Annotated in this window: 23 protein-coding genes; 8 read left to right on the forward strand and 15 right to left on the reverse strand. The window is 59.4% G+C overall.

Annotation, left to right across the window (positions count from 1 at the left end):
* Window positions 1–57: 57 nt before the first annotated feature.
* From trmD to RUM8411_RS19585, 11 genes are all read right to left on the reverse strand, one after another.
* Window positions 58–867 carry a tRNA (guanosine(37)-N1)-methyltransferase TrmD gene (gene trmD / locus RUM8411_RS19540; RefSeq protein WP_085824404.1) on the reverse strand — a complete coding sequence of 270 codons (810 nt, stop codon included), beginning with the start codon at window positions 865–867 and terminating at the stop codon, window positions 58–60.
* Window positions 864–1,679 (reverse strand): hypothetical protein, encoded by an 816-nt coding sequence (locus RUM8411_RS19545; protein WP_085824405.1) that lies wholly within the window; start codon window positions 1,677–1,679, stop codon window positions 864–866. Before RUM8411_RS19545 ends, trmD begins: the two co-directional genes overlap by 4 nt.
* Window positions 1,679–2,182, reverse strand: coding sequence for a ribosome maturation factor RimM (rimM, locus tag RUM8411_RS19550; RefSeq protein WP_085824406.1), 504 nt, complete (start codon window positions 2,180–2,182; stop codon window positions 1,679–1,681). The genes RUM8411_RS19545 and rimM overlap by 1 nt, the downstream gene beginning before the upstream one ends.
* The gene (locus RUM8411_RS22890) at window positions 2,175–2,324 is read right to left on the reverse strand and encodes a hypothetical protein (protein ID WP_200818612.1); all 150 of its coding nucleotides are present in this window, start codon (window positions 2,322–2,324) and stop codon (window positions 2,175–2,177) included. Before RUM8411_RS22890 ends, rimM begins: the two co-directional genes overlap by 8 nt.
* A gap of 3 nt (window positions 2,325–2,327) precedes the next feature.
* Entirely contained in the window at window positions 2,328–2,963 is a 636-nt protein-coding gene (gene bluB, locus RUM8411_RS19555; RefSeq protein ID WP_085824407.1) for a 5,6-dimethylbenzimidazole synthase, read from the reverse strand.
* Between the two features lie 12 nt (window positions 2,964–2,975).
* A complete protein-coding gene (gene rpsP, locus RUM8411_RS19560) occupies window positions 2,976–3,365 on the reverse strand; it encodes a 30S ribosomal protein S16 (protein WP_085824408.1) in 390 nt (129 codons plus the stop codon).
* A 67-nt stretch (window positions 3,366–3,432) separates the two neighbouring features.
* The gene (locus tag RUM8411_RS19565; protein ID WP_085824409.1) at window positions 3,433–3,729 is read right to left on the reverse strand and encodes a chorismate mutase; all 297 of its coding nucleotides are present in this window, start codon (window positions 3,727–3,729) and stop codon (window positions 3,433–3,435) included.
* Window positions 3,726–4,277, reverse strand: coding sequence for a GNAT family N-acetyltransferase (locus RUM8411_RS19570; RefSeq protein WP_085824410.1), 552 nt, complete (start codon window positions 4,275–4,277; stop codon window positions 3,726–3,728). The genes RUM8411_RS19565 and RUM8411_RS19570 overlap by 4 nt, the downstream gene beginning before the upstream one ends.
* Window positions 4,274–4,795, reverse strand: coding sequence for a GNAT family N-acetyltransferase (locus RUM8411_RS19575; RefSeq protein ID WP_159453929.1), 522 nt, complete (start codon window positions 4,793–4,795; stop codon window positions 4,274–4,276). Before RUM8411_RS19575 ends, RUM8411_RS19570 begins: the two co-directional genes overlap by 4 nt.
* A gap of 1 nt (window position 4,796) precedes the next feature.
* Window positions 4,797–6,299 (reverse strand): signal recognition particle protein, encoded by a 1,503-nt coding sequence (gene ffh, locus RUM8411_RS19580; RefSeq protein ID WP_085824412.1) that lies wholly within the window; start codon window positions 6,297–6,299, stop codon window positions 4,797–4,799.
* A gap of 161 nt (window positions 6,300–6,460) precedes the next feature.
* The gene (locus RUM8411_RS19585; RefSeq protein WP_085824413.1) at window positions 6,461–6,979 is read right to left on the reverse strand and encodes a DUF3784 domain-containing protein; all 519 of its coding nucleotides are present in this window, start codon (window positions 6,977–6,979) and stop codon (window positions 6,461–6,463) included.
* Window positions 6,980–7,068: 89 nt separating this feature from the next.
* Here RUM8411_RS19585 and RUM8411_RS19590 point away from each other — a divergent pair, with 89 nt between their 5' ends.
* A complete protein-coding gene (locus tag RUM8411_RS19590) occupies window positions 7,069–7,599 on the forward strand; it encodes a prolyl-tRNA synthetase associated domain-containing protein (RefSeq protein WP_085824414.1) in 531 nt (176 codons plus the stop codon).
* Here RUM8411_RS19590 and RUM8411_RS19595 read toward each other — a convergent pair whose 3' ends face one another.
* Both RUM8411_RS19595 and RUM8411_RS19600 read right to left on the reverse strand, forming a co-directional pair.
* Window positions 7,600–8,340 (reverse strand): aspartate/glutamate racemase family protein, encoded by a 741-nt coding sequence (locus RUM8411_RS19595; RefSeq protein WP_085824415.1) that lies wholly within the window; start codon window positions 8,338–8,340, stop codon window positions 7,600–7,602.
* Between the two features lie 72 nt (window positions 8,341–8,412).
* Window positions 8,413–8,994: an FMN-dependent NADH-azoreductase gene (locus RUM8411_RS19600; protein ID WP_085824416.1), complete on the reverse strand. Its 582-nt coding sequence runs from the start codon at window positions 8,992–8,994 to the stop codon at window positions 8,413–8,415.
* Between the two features lie 119 nt (window positions 8,995–9,113).
* On the opposite strand from RUM8411_RS19600, the gene RUM8411_RS19605 reads away from it, so the two are divergent.
* The 4 genes from RUM8411_RS19605 (at window position 9,114) to RUM8411_RS19620 (ending at window position 11,753) form a co-directional block, all read left to right on the forward strand.
* Window positions 9,114–9,992, forward strand: coding sequence for a LysR family transcriptional regulator (locus tag RUM8411_RS19605; protein ID WP_085824417.1), 879 nt, complete (start codon window positions 9,114–9,116; stop codon window positions 9,990–9,992).
* On the forward strand, window positions 9,989–10,903 hold the full coding sequence (locus tag RUM8411_RS19610) for a DMT family transporter (protein ID WP_085824418.1): 915 nt from the start codon (window positions 9,989–9,991) through the stop codon (window positions 10,901–10,903). The genes RUM8411_RS19605 and RUM8411_RS19610 overlap by 4 nt, the downstream gene beginning before the upstream one ends.
* A 59-nt stretch (window positions 10,904–10,962) precedes the next feature.
* Window positions 10,963–11,244: a hypothetical protein gene (locus RUM8411_RS19615; protein ID WP_085824419.1), complete on the forward strand. Its 282-nt coding sequence runs from the start codon at window positions 10,963–10,965 to the stop codon at window positions 11,242–11,244.
* 95 nt (window positions 11,245–11,339) lie between these two features.
* A complete protein-coding gene (locus RUM8411_RS19620) occupies window positions 11,340–11,753 on the forward strand; it encodes a universal stress protein (RefSeq protein WP_085824420.1) in 414 nt (137 codons plus the stop codon).
* A 9-nt stretch (window positions 11,754–11,762) separates the two neighbouring features.
* Here the strand turns inward: RUM8411_RS19620 and RUM8411_RS19625 are convergent, their stop codons facing one another.
* Window positions 11,763–12,095, reverse strand: a complete 333-nt coding sequence (locus RUM8411_RS19625) for an ArsR/SmtB family transcription factor (RefSeq protein WP_085824421.1) — start codon at window positions 12,093–12,095, stop codon at window positions 11,763–11,765.
* A 40-nt stretch (window positions 12,096–12,135) separates the two neighbouring features.
* Window positions 12,136–12,345, reverse strand: coding sequence for a hypothetical protein (locus RUM8411_RS19630; protein ID WP_085824422.1), 210 nt, complete (start codon window positions 12,343–12,345; stop codon window positions 12,136–12,138).
* Window positions 12,346–12,450: 105 nt separating this feature from the next.
* Here RUM8411_RS19630 and RUM8411_RS19635 point away from each other — a divergent pair, with 105 nt between their 5' ends.
* From RUM8411_RS19635 to RUM8411_RS19645, 3 genes are all read left to right on the forward strand, one after another.
* Entirely contained in the window at window positions 12,451–13,365 is a 915-nt protein-coding gene (locus RUM8411_RS19635; protein WP_085824423.1) for a LysR substrate-binding domain-containing protein, read from the forward strand.
* A 184-nt stretch (window positions 13,366–13,549) separates the two neighbouring features.
* Window positions 13,550–13,882: an AtpZ/AtpI family protein gene (locus RUM8411_RS19640; protein ID WP_085824424.1), complete on the forward strand. Its 333-nt coding sequence runs from the start codon at window positions 13,550–13,552 to the stop codon at window positions 13,880–13,882.
* 2 nt (window positions 13,883–13,884) lie between these two features.
* The gene (locus RUM8411_RS19645) at window positions 13,885–14,643 is read left to right on the forward strand and encodes a F0F1 ATP synthase subunit A (protein ID WP_085824425.1); all 759 of its coding nucleotides are present in this window, start codon (window positions 13,885–13,887) and stop codon (window positions 14,641–14,643) included.
* Window positions 14,644–14,681: the final 38 nt, after the last annotated feature.

A 14,681-nucleotide genomic window follows, 5' to 3' on the forward strand; every position in this document is an offset into this window, starting at 1 on the left:
CACAAGTAGATCACGGTTAAGTTTAAAAACCGTGCCAAGTAAGCCACAGCCCTTGGATCACCCTTTTTGGTTCTCATTCGATTTCAGGAAGCTATCCCACAGATCGGGCCGTCGTTTGCGTGTGATCTGCTCAGACATTTCGTGACGCCATTCTGCGATTTTCCCGTGATGGCCTGACATCAGTACATCGGGAATCGGGCGGCCGTTCCATTCCGCCGGGCGGGTGTATTGTGGATGCTCCAACAGGCCCGAGGAAAAGCTCTCTTCCTCGGCCGAAGCCTGATTGCCCAGCACGCCGGGGATCAACCGCACCGTTGCATCGATCAAAGCCTGAGCGGCTATCTCGCCACCAGTCATGACGAAATCCCCCAAGGAGACTTCCTGAATTCCGTAATGTTCCAACACCCGTTCATCGACGCCTTCGAACCGGCCACACAGCAGAGTCATGCCGTCACAGCGCGCAAGGTTCTGCATCATCTGCTGGTCCATCCGGCGACCGCGCGGGCTGAGGTAGATCAGTGGCCAGTTGCCCTGAATGCCTGCCATCGTGTGTTCAATCGCGTCGCCCAACACATCTGCGCGCAGCACCATGCCGGCGCCACCACCGGCGGGCGTGTCATCCACATTGCGATGCTTGCCGACACCGAATTGGCGCAGATCGACGGTTTCCATCTGCCACAGCCCCTCTTGCAGGGCCTTGCCGGTCAGGCTTTCGCCCAGAACGCCGGGGAAGGCGGACGGAAACAAGGTGATGATCTTTGCTTTCCATACCCCGTGCAGATCGGGCGTGGGCGACATCAATTCGCGCGGTTTGAGCGTCGGGCGGATCGCCTTGCGACCATGGGATTTACCAGGTGTGTCAGTCATGTCGTGCCGATCAGTACGTCTTTGGCGCGGTCAATAACCGCGGCTTTTTGTTCCACCAGAGCGGCCTCATCCAAGCGCGAGCGGTTGAGGTCCAGCAACAGGGTCAGAACATCTTCGGGCAGTCTGTTATTGACCTTGGTCGGCGGCACCAGACCTTTGGCTTTGTCCCGGGGCAGGTCGAGAAACTCGGCAAACGGAGTGCCGGGCCCATAGCGGCGCAGCTGTAACTCTTCCAGCCATTCCGAGGTCACGGTGACCGAGGGCAGCCTGTCCCTGATCTGGTTCAGCGTGTCTTCCAGCGCGGGCAGGTGATCCATGTTTGACCGGAACGTCTCAAAGTCCTGAACCTGACGTATGCGTTCCAAATCGTGGGCCCACAGGCTGCGCAACCAGCCGCCGCGCTGGCGCAGAGAGAGATAGATGGTGATCTCGACGTCCTGCCCGGTAAACCGATGGCGGATTGCGTCGACCATACAGGCCGCAAGCTCTGGTGCGGCCGCATAACCCTGTTCGATGTTGCGGCTGGGGCGCAGGCCCGCAAAGTTCTCTTCGCTAATGATCAGCCCACGTTTGTCGCCAAAATCGAGCGTGTCCAGAAAAGCGTGCATCTGGGTGCCGAATTCGGACAGTGTCCCTACTGTGCCATAGACGGAATGGCTGGTGGCGGCCCGTGACAGGCCGGAATTGCGGGTGCGATAGGGCAGCACCAATGCAAAATGTGGCCAGATTAGCTCGCGGTTTTCGTACAGAAAAGACTGCGCCGCAGTGGTGCCTGTTTTGTGCAGGCCCAGATGCAGCAGGACGCGGCGCATCAGATCAGCCCTTCGGGTGGATCGGCGATGACGCGGCCCTTGTCCAGATCGACGGTTGGCACGGCCTCTTGCGTGAAAGGCAGCAAAACCGTTGCTTTCAGGCCCGGACCATGAAGTTCCAGCAAATCTGCTGCGCCGTGATTTTGCACCGATTTGACCCGGCCCAGCAGCGTACCGCCGGTGTCATAAACCTCAAGCCCGATCAGGTCAGTGTGATAAAACTCGTCATCAGGCAGCGACGGCAACTGGTCGCGCCGCGCAAACAGGCGCAACCCGTTGATGGCGTCGGCCTGCTCTTTGGTTTCAACCCCACCCAGACGCGCGGCAAAGCCATTTTTGATCGGACGGGTCAGAACCAACGGATAACGTTCTTTGCCGGCCTCGTCTGTCAGGGGCGAGTAGGTCTCGATATCCTCTGGGATCGCGCAAAAGCTTTTGAGCCGCACTTCACCACGCACTCCGTAAGAGCCCGCAATGCTGCCTACGCAAATCAGATCAGTCATTTGGCCCTTCCGTCGTTACACATAGCCCGTCCTGCCAGTCGCCACGCGTGGCGCAGGCCTCGCGCTGGTTGCTGCGTTCAAAGAACACGCCCACAATAAAGGCGATCAGCAGCAGGATGGGAAGTCGTATCAATCCAAACACGGGTTATCGCACCTCAATGGGCAAAGCTGTGTCGCGGTTTTCCCAGCCGACACGCTCCAATTCGGGCGTGTCTGACAGCTCTTCTGGCCAGCCGACGCAGAAATAGCCAATCAGGCGCCAATCGTCCGGAACATCCAGGTCGCGTGCCATCTGGTCGGGGTCCAGAATGGACACCCAGCCCATCCCCAGCCCTTCGGTCCGCAAGGCCAGCCAAAAAAGGGTAATGGCCGAAACCACCGAATAGCGTCGCATCTCGGGCATTGTGCCGGCACCCAGACCTTGCCCCTTTTCGGTGGCATCGTCGCAGAACACCGCCAGTTGCACTGGGGCTTCCTGCATGCCTGTCAGCTTGAGATTGCTATACAGCGCGGCTTTCTCACCGGAATAGCCGGTCAGTGCTTCTGAATTGGCAATCTGAAAATTCTCGAGTGCGGCAGCACGGGCCGCCTCACTTTCGACGCGGATCACGCGCCAGGGTTCGCTCAGCCCCACGGAAGGGGCCAGTCGAAACGCGTCGAGGCAGCGCGTCAGCACTGCCTCGTCCACAGGATCGGTGCGAAACCGGCGCACATCGCGCCGGAGCCGCATCAACAGATCGAACTGCGTGCGAAAATCGTCGGAGAAAGCCTGATCTCGCACGCGCCCGCCTGCTTACTCTTCTGCGGCCGCTTCTTCAGCTGGAGCAGCAGCCGCTTCGGCCGCAGCAGCAGCTTTGGCCGCTTTCTCTTCCACGCGCTCTTGGGCTTTCTTGCCCGGCGCACCCTTGTTGGGGTTGTTGCGCTCGGCTTTGTCACGGGTGCCTGCAGCCTCGAGCATGCGTGCGATCCGGTCGGTGGGCTGTGCGCCCTGATCCAGCCAGTACTGAACGCGCTCAACATTCATTTTCACGCGCTCTTCGCTGTCTTTCGGCAGCAGAGGGTTATAGGTACCCAGCTTTTCGATGAAACGGCCGTCGCGCGGCATACGGCTGTCAGCCGCAACAATGCGATAGAAGGGACGTTTTTTCGAGCCGCCGCGGGCGAGACGAATTTTCATAGCCATGGTGGTATCTCCTTTGAATGGCATCACGCCAGAGGCGTGTCTTTTGGTTGAGCCGGCATGCGCCCGGCTATTTCTGGTGTTTCTTGTGGTGTCGGATGACTTCCTGAATGATGAAATTCAGAAAAGCCTTGGCAAAGTCGGGGTCCAAATCGGCCTCTTTCGCCAGGTCTTCAAGCCGTTCAATCTGTGCGGCTTCGCGCGACGGATCGGACGGGGGAAGGTCGTGTGTGGCCTTAAGCTTGCCAACGGCCTGCGTATGCTTGAACCGCTCACCCAGCGTATAGACAAGGATCGCGTCCAGCCGGTCGATGCTTTCGCGATGGTTTTTCAACAACGTCGCAGCCTGCGTCACGGGGTTGGTCATTGGCCAGTCCTTTCGGTGGTCAAAGCAGGGGTCTTTACGTCGATCCGCGGGTGCCGCCAGATCTGGCAGGGCGTGCCCATCACCTCACCGTCACGCTCGTATGTGGCGCCCAGACGTTCGGCCAACGCGCGCGAGCGGGTGTTGTTGTGCGCGACATAAGATATCGGGCTATTCACGCCCAGTTTCCGGGCCGAATAGGCGCGCGCAGCATCCGCCGCCTCAAAAGCGATGCCTTTGCCCTCAAACGCGTCCAGAATGGTCCAACCCAACTCGGGCTCGTCCCATCCGGGTGCGTTGATGATGCCGGTCCAGCCAGCGAATGCACCGCTGGCCTTCTCGACTATATGCCAGCCGCCATAGCCCAGGGTGGCCCAGTGACCGAACCGTCCCATCAGGGACCGCCAGCATTCCATCGCCGTTTTGGGGCCGCCGACCAAATGGCTGCGCTCGGTTTCGAAAAACGCAGTCATCGCGGGCAGATCGTCCAGGTGCGGAGCTCGCAGGATCAGGCGTTCGGTTTCAACTGTGGGGATGGTGTAAGAGGTCATGCCGCACCCGCCCGTGGCAGCTCGAACACATCGCGCGCAACCCCATCAGGGAAAGTCTCGCGGTCGATCTTGCGCCCGCCCAACCGTTCCGCAAGGCGGCGCGCCGGCAGATTTTCGTCCCGCATGTGGGTTTCGACCGATGACCAGCCAAGCGTGTCATAAGCCCATTCAATAATCGCCCGGCTTGCCTCGGTCGCAAGTCCTTGGCCGCGCGCGTCAGGCATCAGCCACCAGGTCAGCTCATGACGGGGCCAATGATCAGGATGGGCCAATCCGCATCCGCCGATCACCTCGGTCTCACCGGTCCGGCGCAGCAACCGCATTCCGAACGCCTTGGTTTGCCAGTGCTCGATATTGGCTTGCAGGATCGCCCTGACCTCATCGTCGCTGCGCCCGCCACGATACCCGCCAACGGCGACATCTGACACGGCATAAAACGCCTGATACGCGCCGAAATCATCGGGCGTCGGCGCAGTCAGCGTCAGCCGAGCTGTGGTTATGATGGGGGCGCTGGTCACGTTACTTCTTCTTGCCAAATCCGCTGAGCCCCGGGGGCAGGGCCATGCCGCCGCCCATGCCGGGCATGCCACCGCGACCACCCATTGCCTTGGCCGCAGCCTCCAGCGCCTTGGGGTCCATACCGCCGGCCATATCCTCGGGCGAGGGACCGCCCTTGCCGAGCATGCCCTTCATGGCCTGTTTCAGCATCTTGCCTTTGCCCATCTTGCCCATCTTCTTCATCATGTCCGACATCTGCCGGTGCATTTTCAGCAGCTTGTTGAGGTCGCTGACCTCCATCCCGGACCCCGCGGCAATCCTTTTCTTGCGGCTGGCCTGCAGCAGTTGCGGGTTGGCGCGTTCGCGTTTGGTCATCGACTGGATCAATGCGATCTGGCGCTTGAGCACCTTGTCGTCCATGCCGGCCTCTTCGACCTGCTTGGCCATCTTGCCCATGCCCGGCATCATGCCCATCATGCCCTGCATGCCGCCCATCTGGATCATCTGTTCCAGCTGCATCTTCAGGTCATTCATGTTGAACTGACCTTTGACCATGCGCTTCATCATGCGCTCGGTCTGTTCCATCTCCATCGTTTCCTGGGCCTTTTCGACCAGGGCCACGATGTCGCCCATGCCCAGAATACGACCGGCGATCCGGTCCGGCTCAAAGGTCTCAAGCGCGTCCATTTTTTCGCCCAAGCCCACAAAGCGGATGGGCTTGCCGGTAACTGCGCGCATCGATAGCGCCGCACCGCCGCGCCCGTCCCCGTCCATCCGGGTCAGGACCACGCCTGAGATACCGACCTTGGCCTCGAATTCCTCGGCCACTTCAACAGCGACCTGGCCGGTCAGGCCATCGACCACCAGCAGGGTTTCACGCGGGTCAACCGCGTTGCGGACCTGCTCGACTTCACCCATCAGCACTTCGTCGATGTGCAAACGGCCTGCGGTATCCAGCATGTAGACGTCATAGCCGCCCAATGTGGCCTGCTGTTTGGCACGTTTGGCGATATCGACGGGTTTCTGGCCCGGTACGATCGGCAGAGTGTCGACACCAACCTGCGTACCCAGAACCGCCAGCTGGTCCATCGCCGCCGGGCGATAGACGTCCAGCGAGGCCATCAGGACCTTTTTGCCTTCTTTTTCTTTCAGACGTTTGGCCAGTTTCCCGGTTGTGGTCGTCTTACCTGACCCCTGCAGGCCGACCATCAGGATCGGAGCAGGCGGGTTGTCGATCTTCAGAACGCCGGGGTCTTCCTCGCCGCGCAGCACCTCGACCAGCGTGTCATGCACGATCTTGACGACCTGCTGGCCGGGTGTGATCGACTTGGTGACAGCCTGACCGGTGGCCTGATCCTGAACCTTTTTGACGAATTCACGGGCAACCGGCAGCGAGACGTCAGCCTCAAGCAGGGCCACGCGCACTTCGCGCAGGGCGGTCTTGACGTCTTCCTCTGAAAGCGCGCCCTGTTTGGTCAGTCGGTCAAAGACGCCAGAGAGGCGTTCGGATAGATTTTCAAACATGCCTGCGGCCTCCTTAGCCGGTTTTGATGTGGCGCTTCTCAGATAAGAAACACCGGTTAAATACGCAATTGCCCCCACGGGCGAAACTCGCTGGTGGGGGGCGATCCCTGAACGACTCAAGGGACCGGAAGATCAGATGCTTCCGGATGTTGCGGTGGGATTTAGGCTGATTGACTGTCCGAGTCAACCTTATCTGCGGTCAACCAGTCATTGATGACATCAACCAGCCGCGCGGTGTCCGATCCTTTGGTATATCGGGTCACGATGGGATGGCGTCCGGCGCTCATCCCCTGGTCCAACACCAGAACCGGCCGGTGCTGATTAGGGGCAAGAAAAGACCCTTTGGGCAATGTGCTTTCAACTTCTGCGTGGGACAGCTCGGTCAGGGGATGTTCGATGGCCTCATATCCGAAAATGGACTTTTCGCGGATTTCGAGGGTTTGCGTTGCGCGATCGAAAATGACCAGAACGCGCCTGACAAACTTGTGGAACGTCCAAAACCCGAAAGCGCCACCGCCGATGATCAAGACCAGCCCGTAGATCATGAACCTGCCTCCGGCCAGCGTCAGTATCAGGCCCAACGCGATGAAAATCACGGTGTTGAAGGCAAACAGAACTCCGTAAAACCAAGGTATATCAGTGAGGATCAACTGGGTCGGAGTATTGCGTGCGATTTTCATGGGCACACTCTAGCAGTGCAGCCTGGACATGTCTCGCGCTTGAAATCCCGCGCCCGTTGCGCGATGAGCGCGTCAGACAGGAGGACCCCATGGACGCATCATCCGCTTTTCAGGACACGTTGCCGCTCAGTTCCGACGCGCTGCTGGCGCAGTTGGATGACTGGGGGCTGGCCTATCGCCTACACAGCCATGTGCCGCTGCGCACGGTCGAGGAGGCAAAGGCGGTCGAAGATCAGTTCATGGTGCCCGGCGAGAATGCATTGCGGCTGAAGAACCTGTACCTGCGCGACAAGAAAAAGCGGAACTATCTGGTGACGCTGGAACAAAGCCGCGAGATCGACCTCAAGGCGTTGGCAACCGATCTGGGGGCGGGAAACCTGTCTTTTGGGTCGGCGGACCGGCTGCTGCAGAACCTCGGCATCCGCCCCGGCGCGGTCAGCCCGCTGGCGATGATCAACGGCGTCCCGAACAACGTCCGGTTCTTCATGGACAGCGCGGCGCAACAGGCGGATGTGATCTATATGCACCCGCTGGTGAATGATCGGACAGTCGCGATTGAGCGGCCGGACATGATGGCGTTTTTCGCTCGGATCGGGTGCGATGTGACGTGGCTGCCCTGATCAGCCCTCCAACGCCTCATTCAACGCGGCGGCGACATGCGCGGCGGAGGGGTTGATGAACAGATGTCCGTCGGCCTCGAACACCGGGTCATCCAGATGATCGGGGAAGGCCAGTGGTAGCTCGGTGCAGGCCAGCAGGATTGCAGTGCCGGGCGCTGCATGTTTGGCGCAGAAAGCCAGCAACCGGGCGCGGGCAGTGTCCGAAGCCCCTCCATAGAAATCACTGTCGATCATTGCCTGCATTTCGGAGATCTCAGTGTCAGGCAATCGGTCATTCGCCCGGATATCGATTTCCGCCAGCCGATCCGCGTAGTTGGTGGCCTGCATCGTGACGGTTGTGCCCAACACCAGCGCCGTGGCGGCACCGGTTGAGGCGGTGGCCTCAGCGGTTGCGTCGAAGATACTGAGAATGGGCATTGTGACCCCTTGTCGGATCGCGTGCAGCCGCGCATGAGGGGTATTCGACGCGATTATGGCGAAATCGCAATCTGCGCGTTGCAGCGTCATCAGCGCCTCGCGAAACACAGTATCGAAATCGGTCCAGCTGGCCTCATCTCCGGCTACGCCGCGCAAGGCGCGGGTTTTGGCCTGGGTGACGGATTCAATGGTCATGGGTGGGATCGGCAAAGGGGATCCATGCCCGCGTTCAGCAAAATACTTGCCAGCACCTTCGGCAATCGCCCGATAATAATCCACGGTCGAGGCCCAGCCCACGCCGCCCAGAATGCCGATCTTTTTCATCGTAAACGCCCAGTCTAACAAACCCTGTTCGGGCTCAGACTGGACGTTTCGCGCCTTAAAGGCCAGAGACGATCAGGCCGCCAGTTCCGAGACCGCCTTGTGGGCGTTGCTCAGCGCGGCCTCGGCATCCAGCGCCATCTGGTCGGCGGCGACGATGTCGACATCCTGAATGCCGATAAAGCCCAGCACGTGCTTTGCATAACTGGTGGTAAAGTCGACCTCGGACCCGACTGCAGTGCCGCCCGACGCGATGGCCAGCACGGCGCGCTTGCCCTCCAGCAGGCCTTTGGGGCCATCTTCGTTGTGGGAAAAGGTCAGGCCAACCCGGGCGACCAGATCGATCCAGGCCTTAAAGGCGGCGGGCACCGAAAAATTGTAGATTGGCAGGCCAATCACAATGGTGTCGGCCTTCTGCAACTCGGCCACCAGTTCATCCGACAAGGCCAGCTGATCGCGCTGAACCGCGTCGCGTTGATCGGCGGGGGTGAAGTTGGCGTTGATCCAGTCTTCGGTCAGCAAAGGCAGCGGGACCGCAAGATCCCGACGGATGATGCGCCCCGCCTCCAGATGTTTGACGATCCGGTCCGAGAGGTCGCGGCTTGTGGATCCTTCGCGGCGGGCAGAGGCGTCGATATGCAGTATGGTTCTGGTCATGTCAGGGGCTCCTTTGGCTGTGGAATTCGTGTCTGGTACCAATATGAATGTTGCGTGAGCGAACAAAACTCTGTTAAGTCAACATCCATTGTTAGAATTTGCACAGTGGAACAGATGCGATGGACAATTGGGACGAGGTAAAGACCGCCTATCAGGTGGCACGTATGGGAACCGTCAGCGGTGCGGCCGAGGTTCTGGGCGTTCACCACGCCACCGTTATCCGCCACATTGACGCCATCGAGGCACGGCTGGCTGTCAAGCTGTTCCAGCGCCACGCGCGCGGCTACACGCCCACCGAAGCAGGTGAGGATCTGCTGCGTGTGGCGCAGGCCACCGAGGATCAGTTCAATCAGTTGGTGGGCAGGATGAAAGGGCGCGGAGACGATGTCTCGGGCGAATTGGTTGTCACTTCTCTGGGCTCTTTGGCGCCGCTGGTCGTGCCTACGCTCAGCGCGTTTCAAAAGTCGCATCCAGACCTGATTGTGCGCTATCTGACCGGTGATCGTCTGTTCCGCCTTGAATATGGCGAAGCGCATGTGGCCATTCGCGCGGGCTCGGCCCCCGACCAGCCGGACAATGTGGTTCAGCCCTTTATCACACAAGAGGTCGGTCTTTACGCCAGCAAGGATTACATCGACCGCCACGGTAAACCGTCGGGGATTGATGATTTCGCCGGCCACTATTTTGTAGGCACTGATGATGAAAACAGCCGTGCGCCGTTTTCGCGCTGGTTGCGCGGGGCCGTTCCGTCTGAGCAGATCACTTTTCGCTGCACCAACAACTTCTGCATTCGCGAAGCCGTCCTTTCGGGCGCCGGGATCGGCTTTATGGCTCGGTGGGAGGCCGCCCGCGATCCCAACCTGATTGAAGTGATCGAGCCCTTGCCGGAATGGTTCGGCAACCTGTGGCTGGTTACTCATGTGGATCTGCACCGCACCACCAAGGTTCAGGCGTTTCTGAGCTTTCTCAAGGAACAGTCCAGGGGCTGGCTGCCGTGAGCCCTCAGGCCCGTGGCCATCTGGCCATGCTTGCCTTTTCGGCGCTGGTTGCAGGCAGCTTTTCACTGGGGGCGCAAATCGCCAACCAAATCACACCCGAGGCGATCACGGCGGCGCGTTTTGCCATTGCGTCGGTGGTGATCGGGGGTGCGGCATTGATGACAACCGGTTTGCCGCGCAGCGCGGCGCAGGCGCCGTGGCGTTATGTGGTTTTGGGCGGTCTGTTTGCTACCTATTTCGTGCTGATGTTCCACGGGCTCAAGACTGCGCCACCGGTCAGTGCCGCCGCCGTTTTCACTCTGACGCCGATCATGTCTGCCATCGCGGGGTGGGTGTTGCTGCGGCAGATCACGACGCCGCGTATGGCTTTTGCCCTGACCGTTGGCGCGGCAGGCGCGTTGTGGGTGATTTTCCGCGCCGACTGGCAGGCGCTCACGGCCTTTGAGATCGGTGGCGGTGAGATCATCTATTTCTGGGGCTGTGTGGCCCATGCGATCTATACGCCGATGGTGCGCAAACTGAACCGGGGTGAACCAGCTGTGGTGTTTACCTTTGGAACGTTGGTGGCAGGGTGTATTCTGCTGACCCTGTACGGGTGGTCCGACATCCGCGCGACGGATTGGGCCAACCTGCCGCTGATCGTTTGGGTCGGGTTGCTGTATGTCTCGATCTTTGCCACGGCGATCAGTTTCGTGCTGGTGCAATTCGCAACCTTGCGGCTGCCCTCAGCCAAGGTCATGGCCTATACCTATCTGACGCCCAGTTGGGTGATCCTGTGGGAGGTTGCGCTGGGCCAACCAACTCCCGCGCTACTGGTCGGGTTTGGCGCAGTTTTGACTGTTGTGGCCCTGGTTCTGCTGCTGAAGACCGAAGATCAGCCGCGCAGTGCACCGAACCCTCTGGCCGAATGACGCTTGCTTTCAGCGCAAAGTGTGCCAGCTTCTGCCCAAGGCAACGCAGGAAAAAGACGATGAGATCAGCACTATTCCTTACTGTTGCAGTGGCCCTGTCAGCCTGCAATCAGCCTAGCCCCGCCAACACGGTTACCGAGGCCGAATTGCAGGGCAGTTGTGAGGCGTTGGTCTCGGCAGAGACGGGTGTCCGTCCCGATGATGTTTCGGCGATTTCGACTCAGACCCAACCATCGGGATCGGTAACAACCCTGTCTGTCGCCGGGGCACAGGCACCTTGGTTGTGCCGAGCGGATCCGTTCGGCGTGATCACCGGTGTTGAATACAGCCAAGAAGGTTAAGCTCTGCGCGGCCGGCGCGCTATGTACCCTTGAGGCAGATCAAGGCACGCAGGCTCTCTTTCTTTTACCTTTAGGCAAGGGAAAAGGAGGAACCCATGTTCAGCCACATCATGTTTCCAGTCGATCTGCATTTACCACCCGAGGTGCGTCGGGCCGCCGAGGTCGTCGCAGAGGTTGCCAAATGGCAGAGCGCCAAGATTACGGTGGTCAGCGTAACCGGAAGCCAGCCCGGGGATCCCGTGCAAACACATGCGGCGATAAACAAAGAACTCAGCGCCATTACCGAACAGCTGGCCAAAGACAGTGGGGTCGAGGTTGATTGCCGCAATATCCACTCGGTCGATGTTGCGGCTGAAGTCGACAACGCTCTCAACCAAGCCGCCGAAGAAATCGGAGCTGATCTGATTGTCGTCGGGACACATGCACCACGGATCACCGATTACATCTTTTCCAGCCACGCGGGATACCTGGTCAAACACTCGAAGGTTTCGGTGTTCGCAGTTCGGTGACACCAGGCCCTAGTCGTCTGCTGCTGGCAGCTCAACTTCCAAAAACCGCTCGAACGCATCCAGATTGACCGGTTCGAACTGCCCAAAGCCCTGCATCCAGACCGATGCCGCGCGCAGGGCGTCGGGTTCCAGCTTGCACCATTTCACCCGCCCGCGTTTTTCCTGACTGATCAGGCCTGCTTTGGTCAGGATGACCAGATGCTTTGAGATCGCCGCCAGCGACATCTCGAACGGGTCCGCAACATCCGTCACGGCCATGTCATCCTCAAGCAGCATTGCCAGAATGGCGCGGCGGGTGGGGTCGGCAAGGGCCGCGAATACGATGTCCAGCTGGTCAGTCATGGCCAAGACATAATCGTTTGCGACCGGCGCGGAAAGAGTGTCAGAGCATCGGGTGGCGCATGTTTTGCGACGGCAGCCGCAGGTAAAGGCGCGCACGGTCGCTCTCTGACAGACCGATGTCCCGGGCCATTCGGTCGGTCGGGGGCAGGGGGGTCGGCTGCGGGCCGCGCTTTGGCGCGATTATGAAGTCGAAGATATGTTTTAAAAACAGACGTAAAAATTGCGTCTTCTGTCTCTGAGCTTGTTCCATGACTTATACGCCTTTGCTTATTTCAAAAGCATTTTGTCAAAAAGCCAGAGGCGTATCAAAATCAATTACTTGACGATATATGTCTAAAAATTGCACATATTGAACATGGCGCGCCTGTTACCCCCTTTAAATGCCCTGAAAGCTTTTGAGGCGGCGGGGCGGCACGAAAGCTTCAGCCGCGCGGCTGAGGAACTGAACGTCAGCCACTCTGCGATCAGCCGCCATGTGCGCGGGCTTGAGGATAATCTGGGGGCCTCGCTGTTTCGCGATCTGCCGCGCGGGGTCGAACTGACCCTTGAGGGGCATGCCTTGCTGACCCGCATCACCGCCGCATTGGACGAAGTGGCGGCGGCGACGGAAATGGCCCGCCAACAGCCCCAAGGCGTGATCACTGTCAGTTGCGAGCCGTTGTTCGCCCAGAAGTTCCTGATCCCCCGCCTGTCCGGTTTCTATGCCGCATTCCCTCAAATCGAGTTGCGGATCGAAGCAAGCCGCGCCTTGGTCGATGTCGCGCGCCATGAGGCTGATCTTGCCATTCGCTTTGCCCATCAGGGCAGTCTCAGCGTGCCGTCCGATCTGCTTAGCGATGCCCCCCTGTATCCCTATGCTGCGCCAACGTTGTGTCCCGGCGGTTGGAGCGATCCGGCACAGCTGCTGGGCCACCGTCTTTACCGGGACCGATCTGGTGATCTCTGGCCACAATGGGCGGGATTGGCGGGAATTGCGCTTCCCGACGGCCACTCCGGGGCGTGGCGCATGGAAACCGGTTTGGCGCTTGAGGCGACGCTGCACGGGCAGGGTGTGTTCCTCGGGTCGCAGGATTGTGTGCTCGACGATTTGCGCGCTGGGCGTCTGATCCGATGCTTCCCAATCGGCTTTCGGGATGGGTGCTTCAGGCTCGTTCTGGGCGCTGGGTCTGCGCGCCGTAAATCGATCAACGCCTTTCGCGGATGGCTTCTGGATGAGACCGCGCTGCTGCGGGGGATGCCGATTGACGGGAATGATCAACCATTTGGTTGAATATGCGGATTCTGCTGGTTTCCATCAACCTGTCGGGATGGGGCGAATTTCAGACAATACGAAGATTGATAAATTTACAGCAAATACAGCTACTTATCCTGCGTCAATTCAGGCGCCCAACGCCGTTGACTCTGTGCCCTGCGCGCCTTAGCACCATGCCCAAGACTGTACGAGGGAAACGCCCGTGACCGATGATGACCAAAAGCAGCGTATGGCGCAGCTGGAGGCCAAGATCGCGGCGACAAAAAAGGCTCAAAAGCCCGAGGCCCGTGCGGACGCCGACTTTTCCGGGGGCGAGCTTGCCTGGCGGATGGTCATCGAAATGGTTTCCGGTCTTGGGATCGGATTTGGCATCGGATACGGGCTGGACAGTCTGTTCGGGACGATCCCGATCTTTCTGGTGCTGTTTACATTGCTGGGCCTGGTCGCCGGAGTGAAGGTTATGCTCCGCAGCGCACAACAGGCTCAAGAGAAACAAACGGCGGCCGAGGCCACCGATAAGGACGAGAGGGACTGAACGTGGCAAGCGAGACCACCGCAGCAGAAGGCAGCAGCCTGGTTTTCCATCCGATGGATCAATTCATCGTCAAGCCACTTTTTGGCGACGGTGCAATTGCCTGGTATACGCCGACCAACGTGACCCTGTGGCTGTTTCTGGCGATTGCCGCGGTCTTTGCCCTGCTGGTGCTCAGCACCTCCAAGCGCGCTATCGTGCCGACCCGGATGCAATCGGTGGCTGAACTGGCTTACGGCTTTGTCTACAAGATGCTCGAAGACATCTGCGGCAAGGATGGGGTCAAATACTTCCCCTATGTCATGACCCTGTTCATGTTCATCGTCTGCGCCAACTTCCTGGGCCTGATCCCGACGTCCTTCACCACAACATCGCATTTCGCCGTGACCATTCCGCTGGCGCTGGCCGTGTTCCTGACCGTCACCATTCTGGGTTTCGTCAAGAATGGTGCTGCGTTCCTGGGTCTGTTCTGGGTGTCCAGCGCGCCTTTGGCACTGCGCCCCGTTCTGGCGATCATCGAGCTGATCTCGTACTTCGTACGCCCGGTCAGCCACTCTATTCGTCTTGCCGGTAACGTTATGGCCGGTCACGCCGTGATCAAGGTTTTCGCAGGTTTTGCCGCGATCGCCGTGATCTCGCCCGTGTCCGTTCTGGCGATTACCGCAATGTACGGCCTCGAGGTCCTGGTGGCCTTCATTCAGGCCTACGTCTTCACCATTCTGACCTGCGTTTACCTGAAAGATGCACTGCATCCTTCGCACTAAGGTCTGATAACCCAACATCGAAACTTCCAATTCGTAAG

Origin of the sequence: Ruegeria meonggei, assembly GCF_900172215.1 — a bacterium.
Lineage (GTDB): Bacteria > Pseudomonadota > Alphaproteobacteria > Rhodobacterales > Rhodobacteraceae > Ruegeria > Ruegeria meonggei.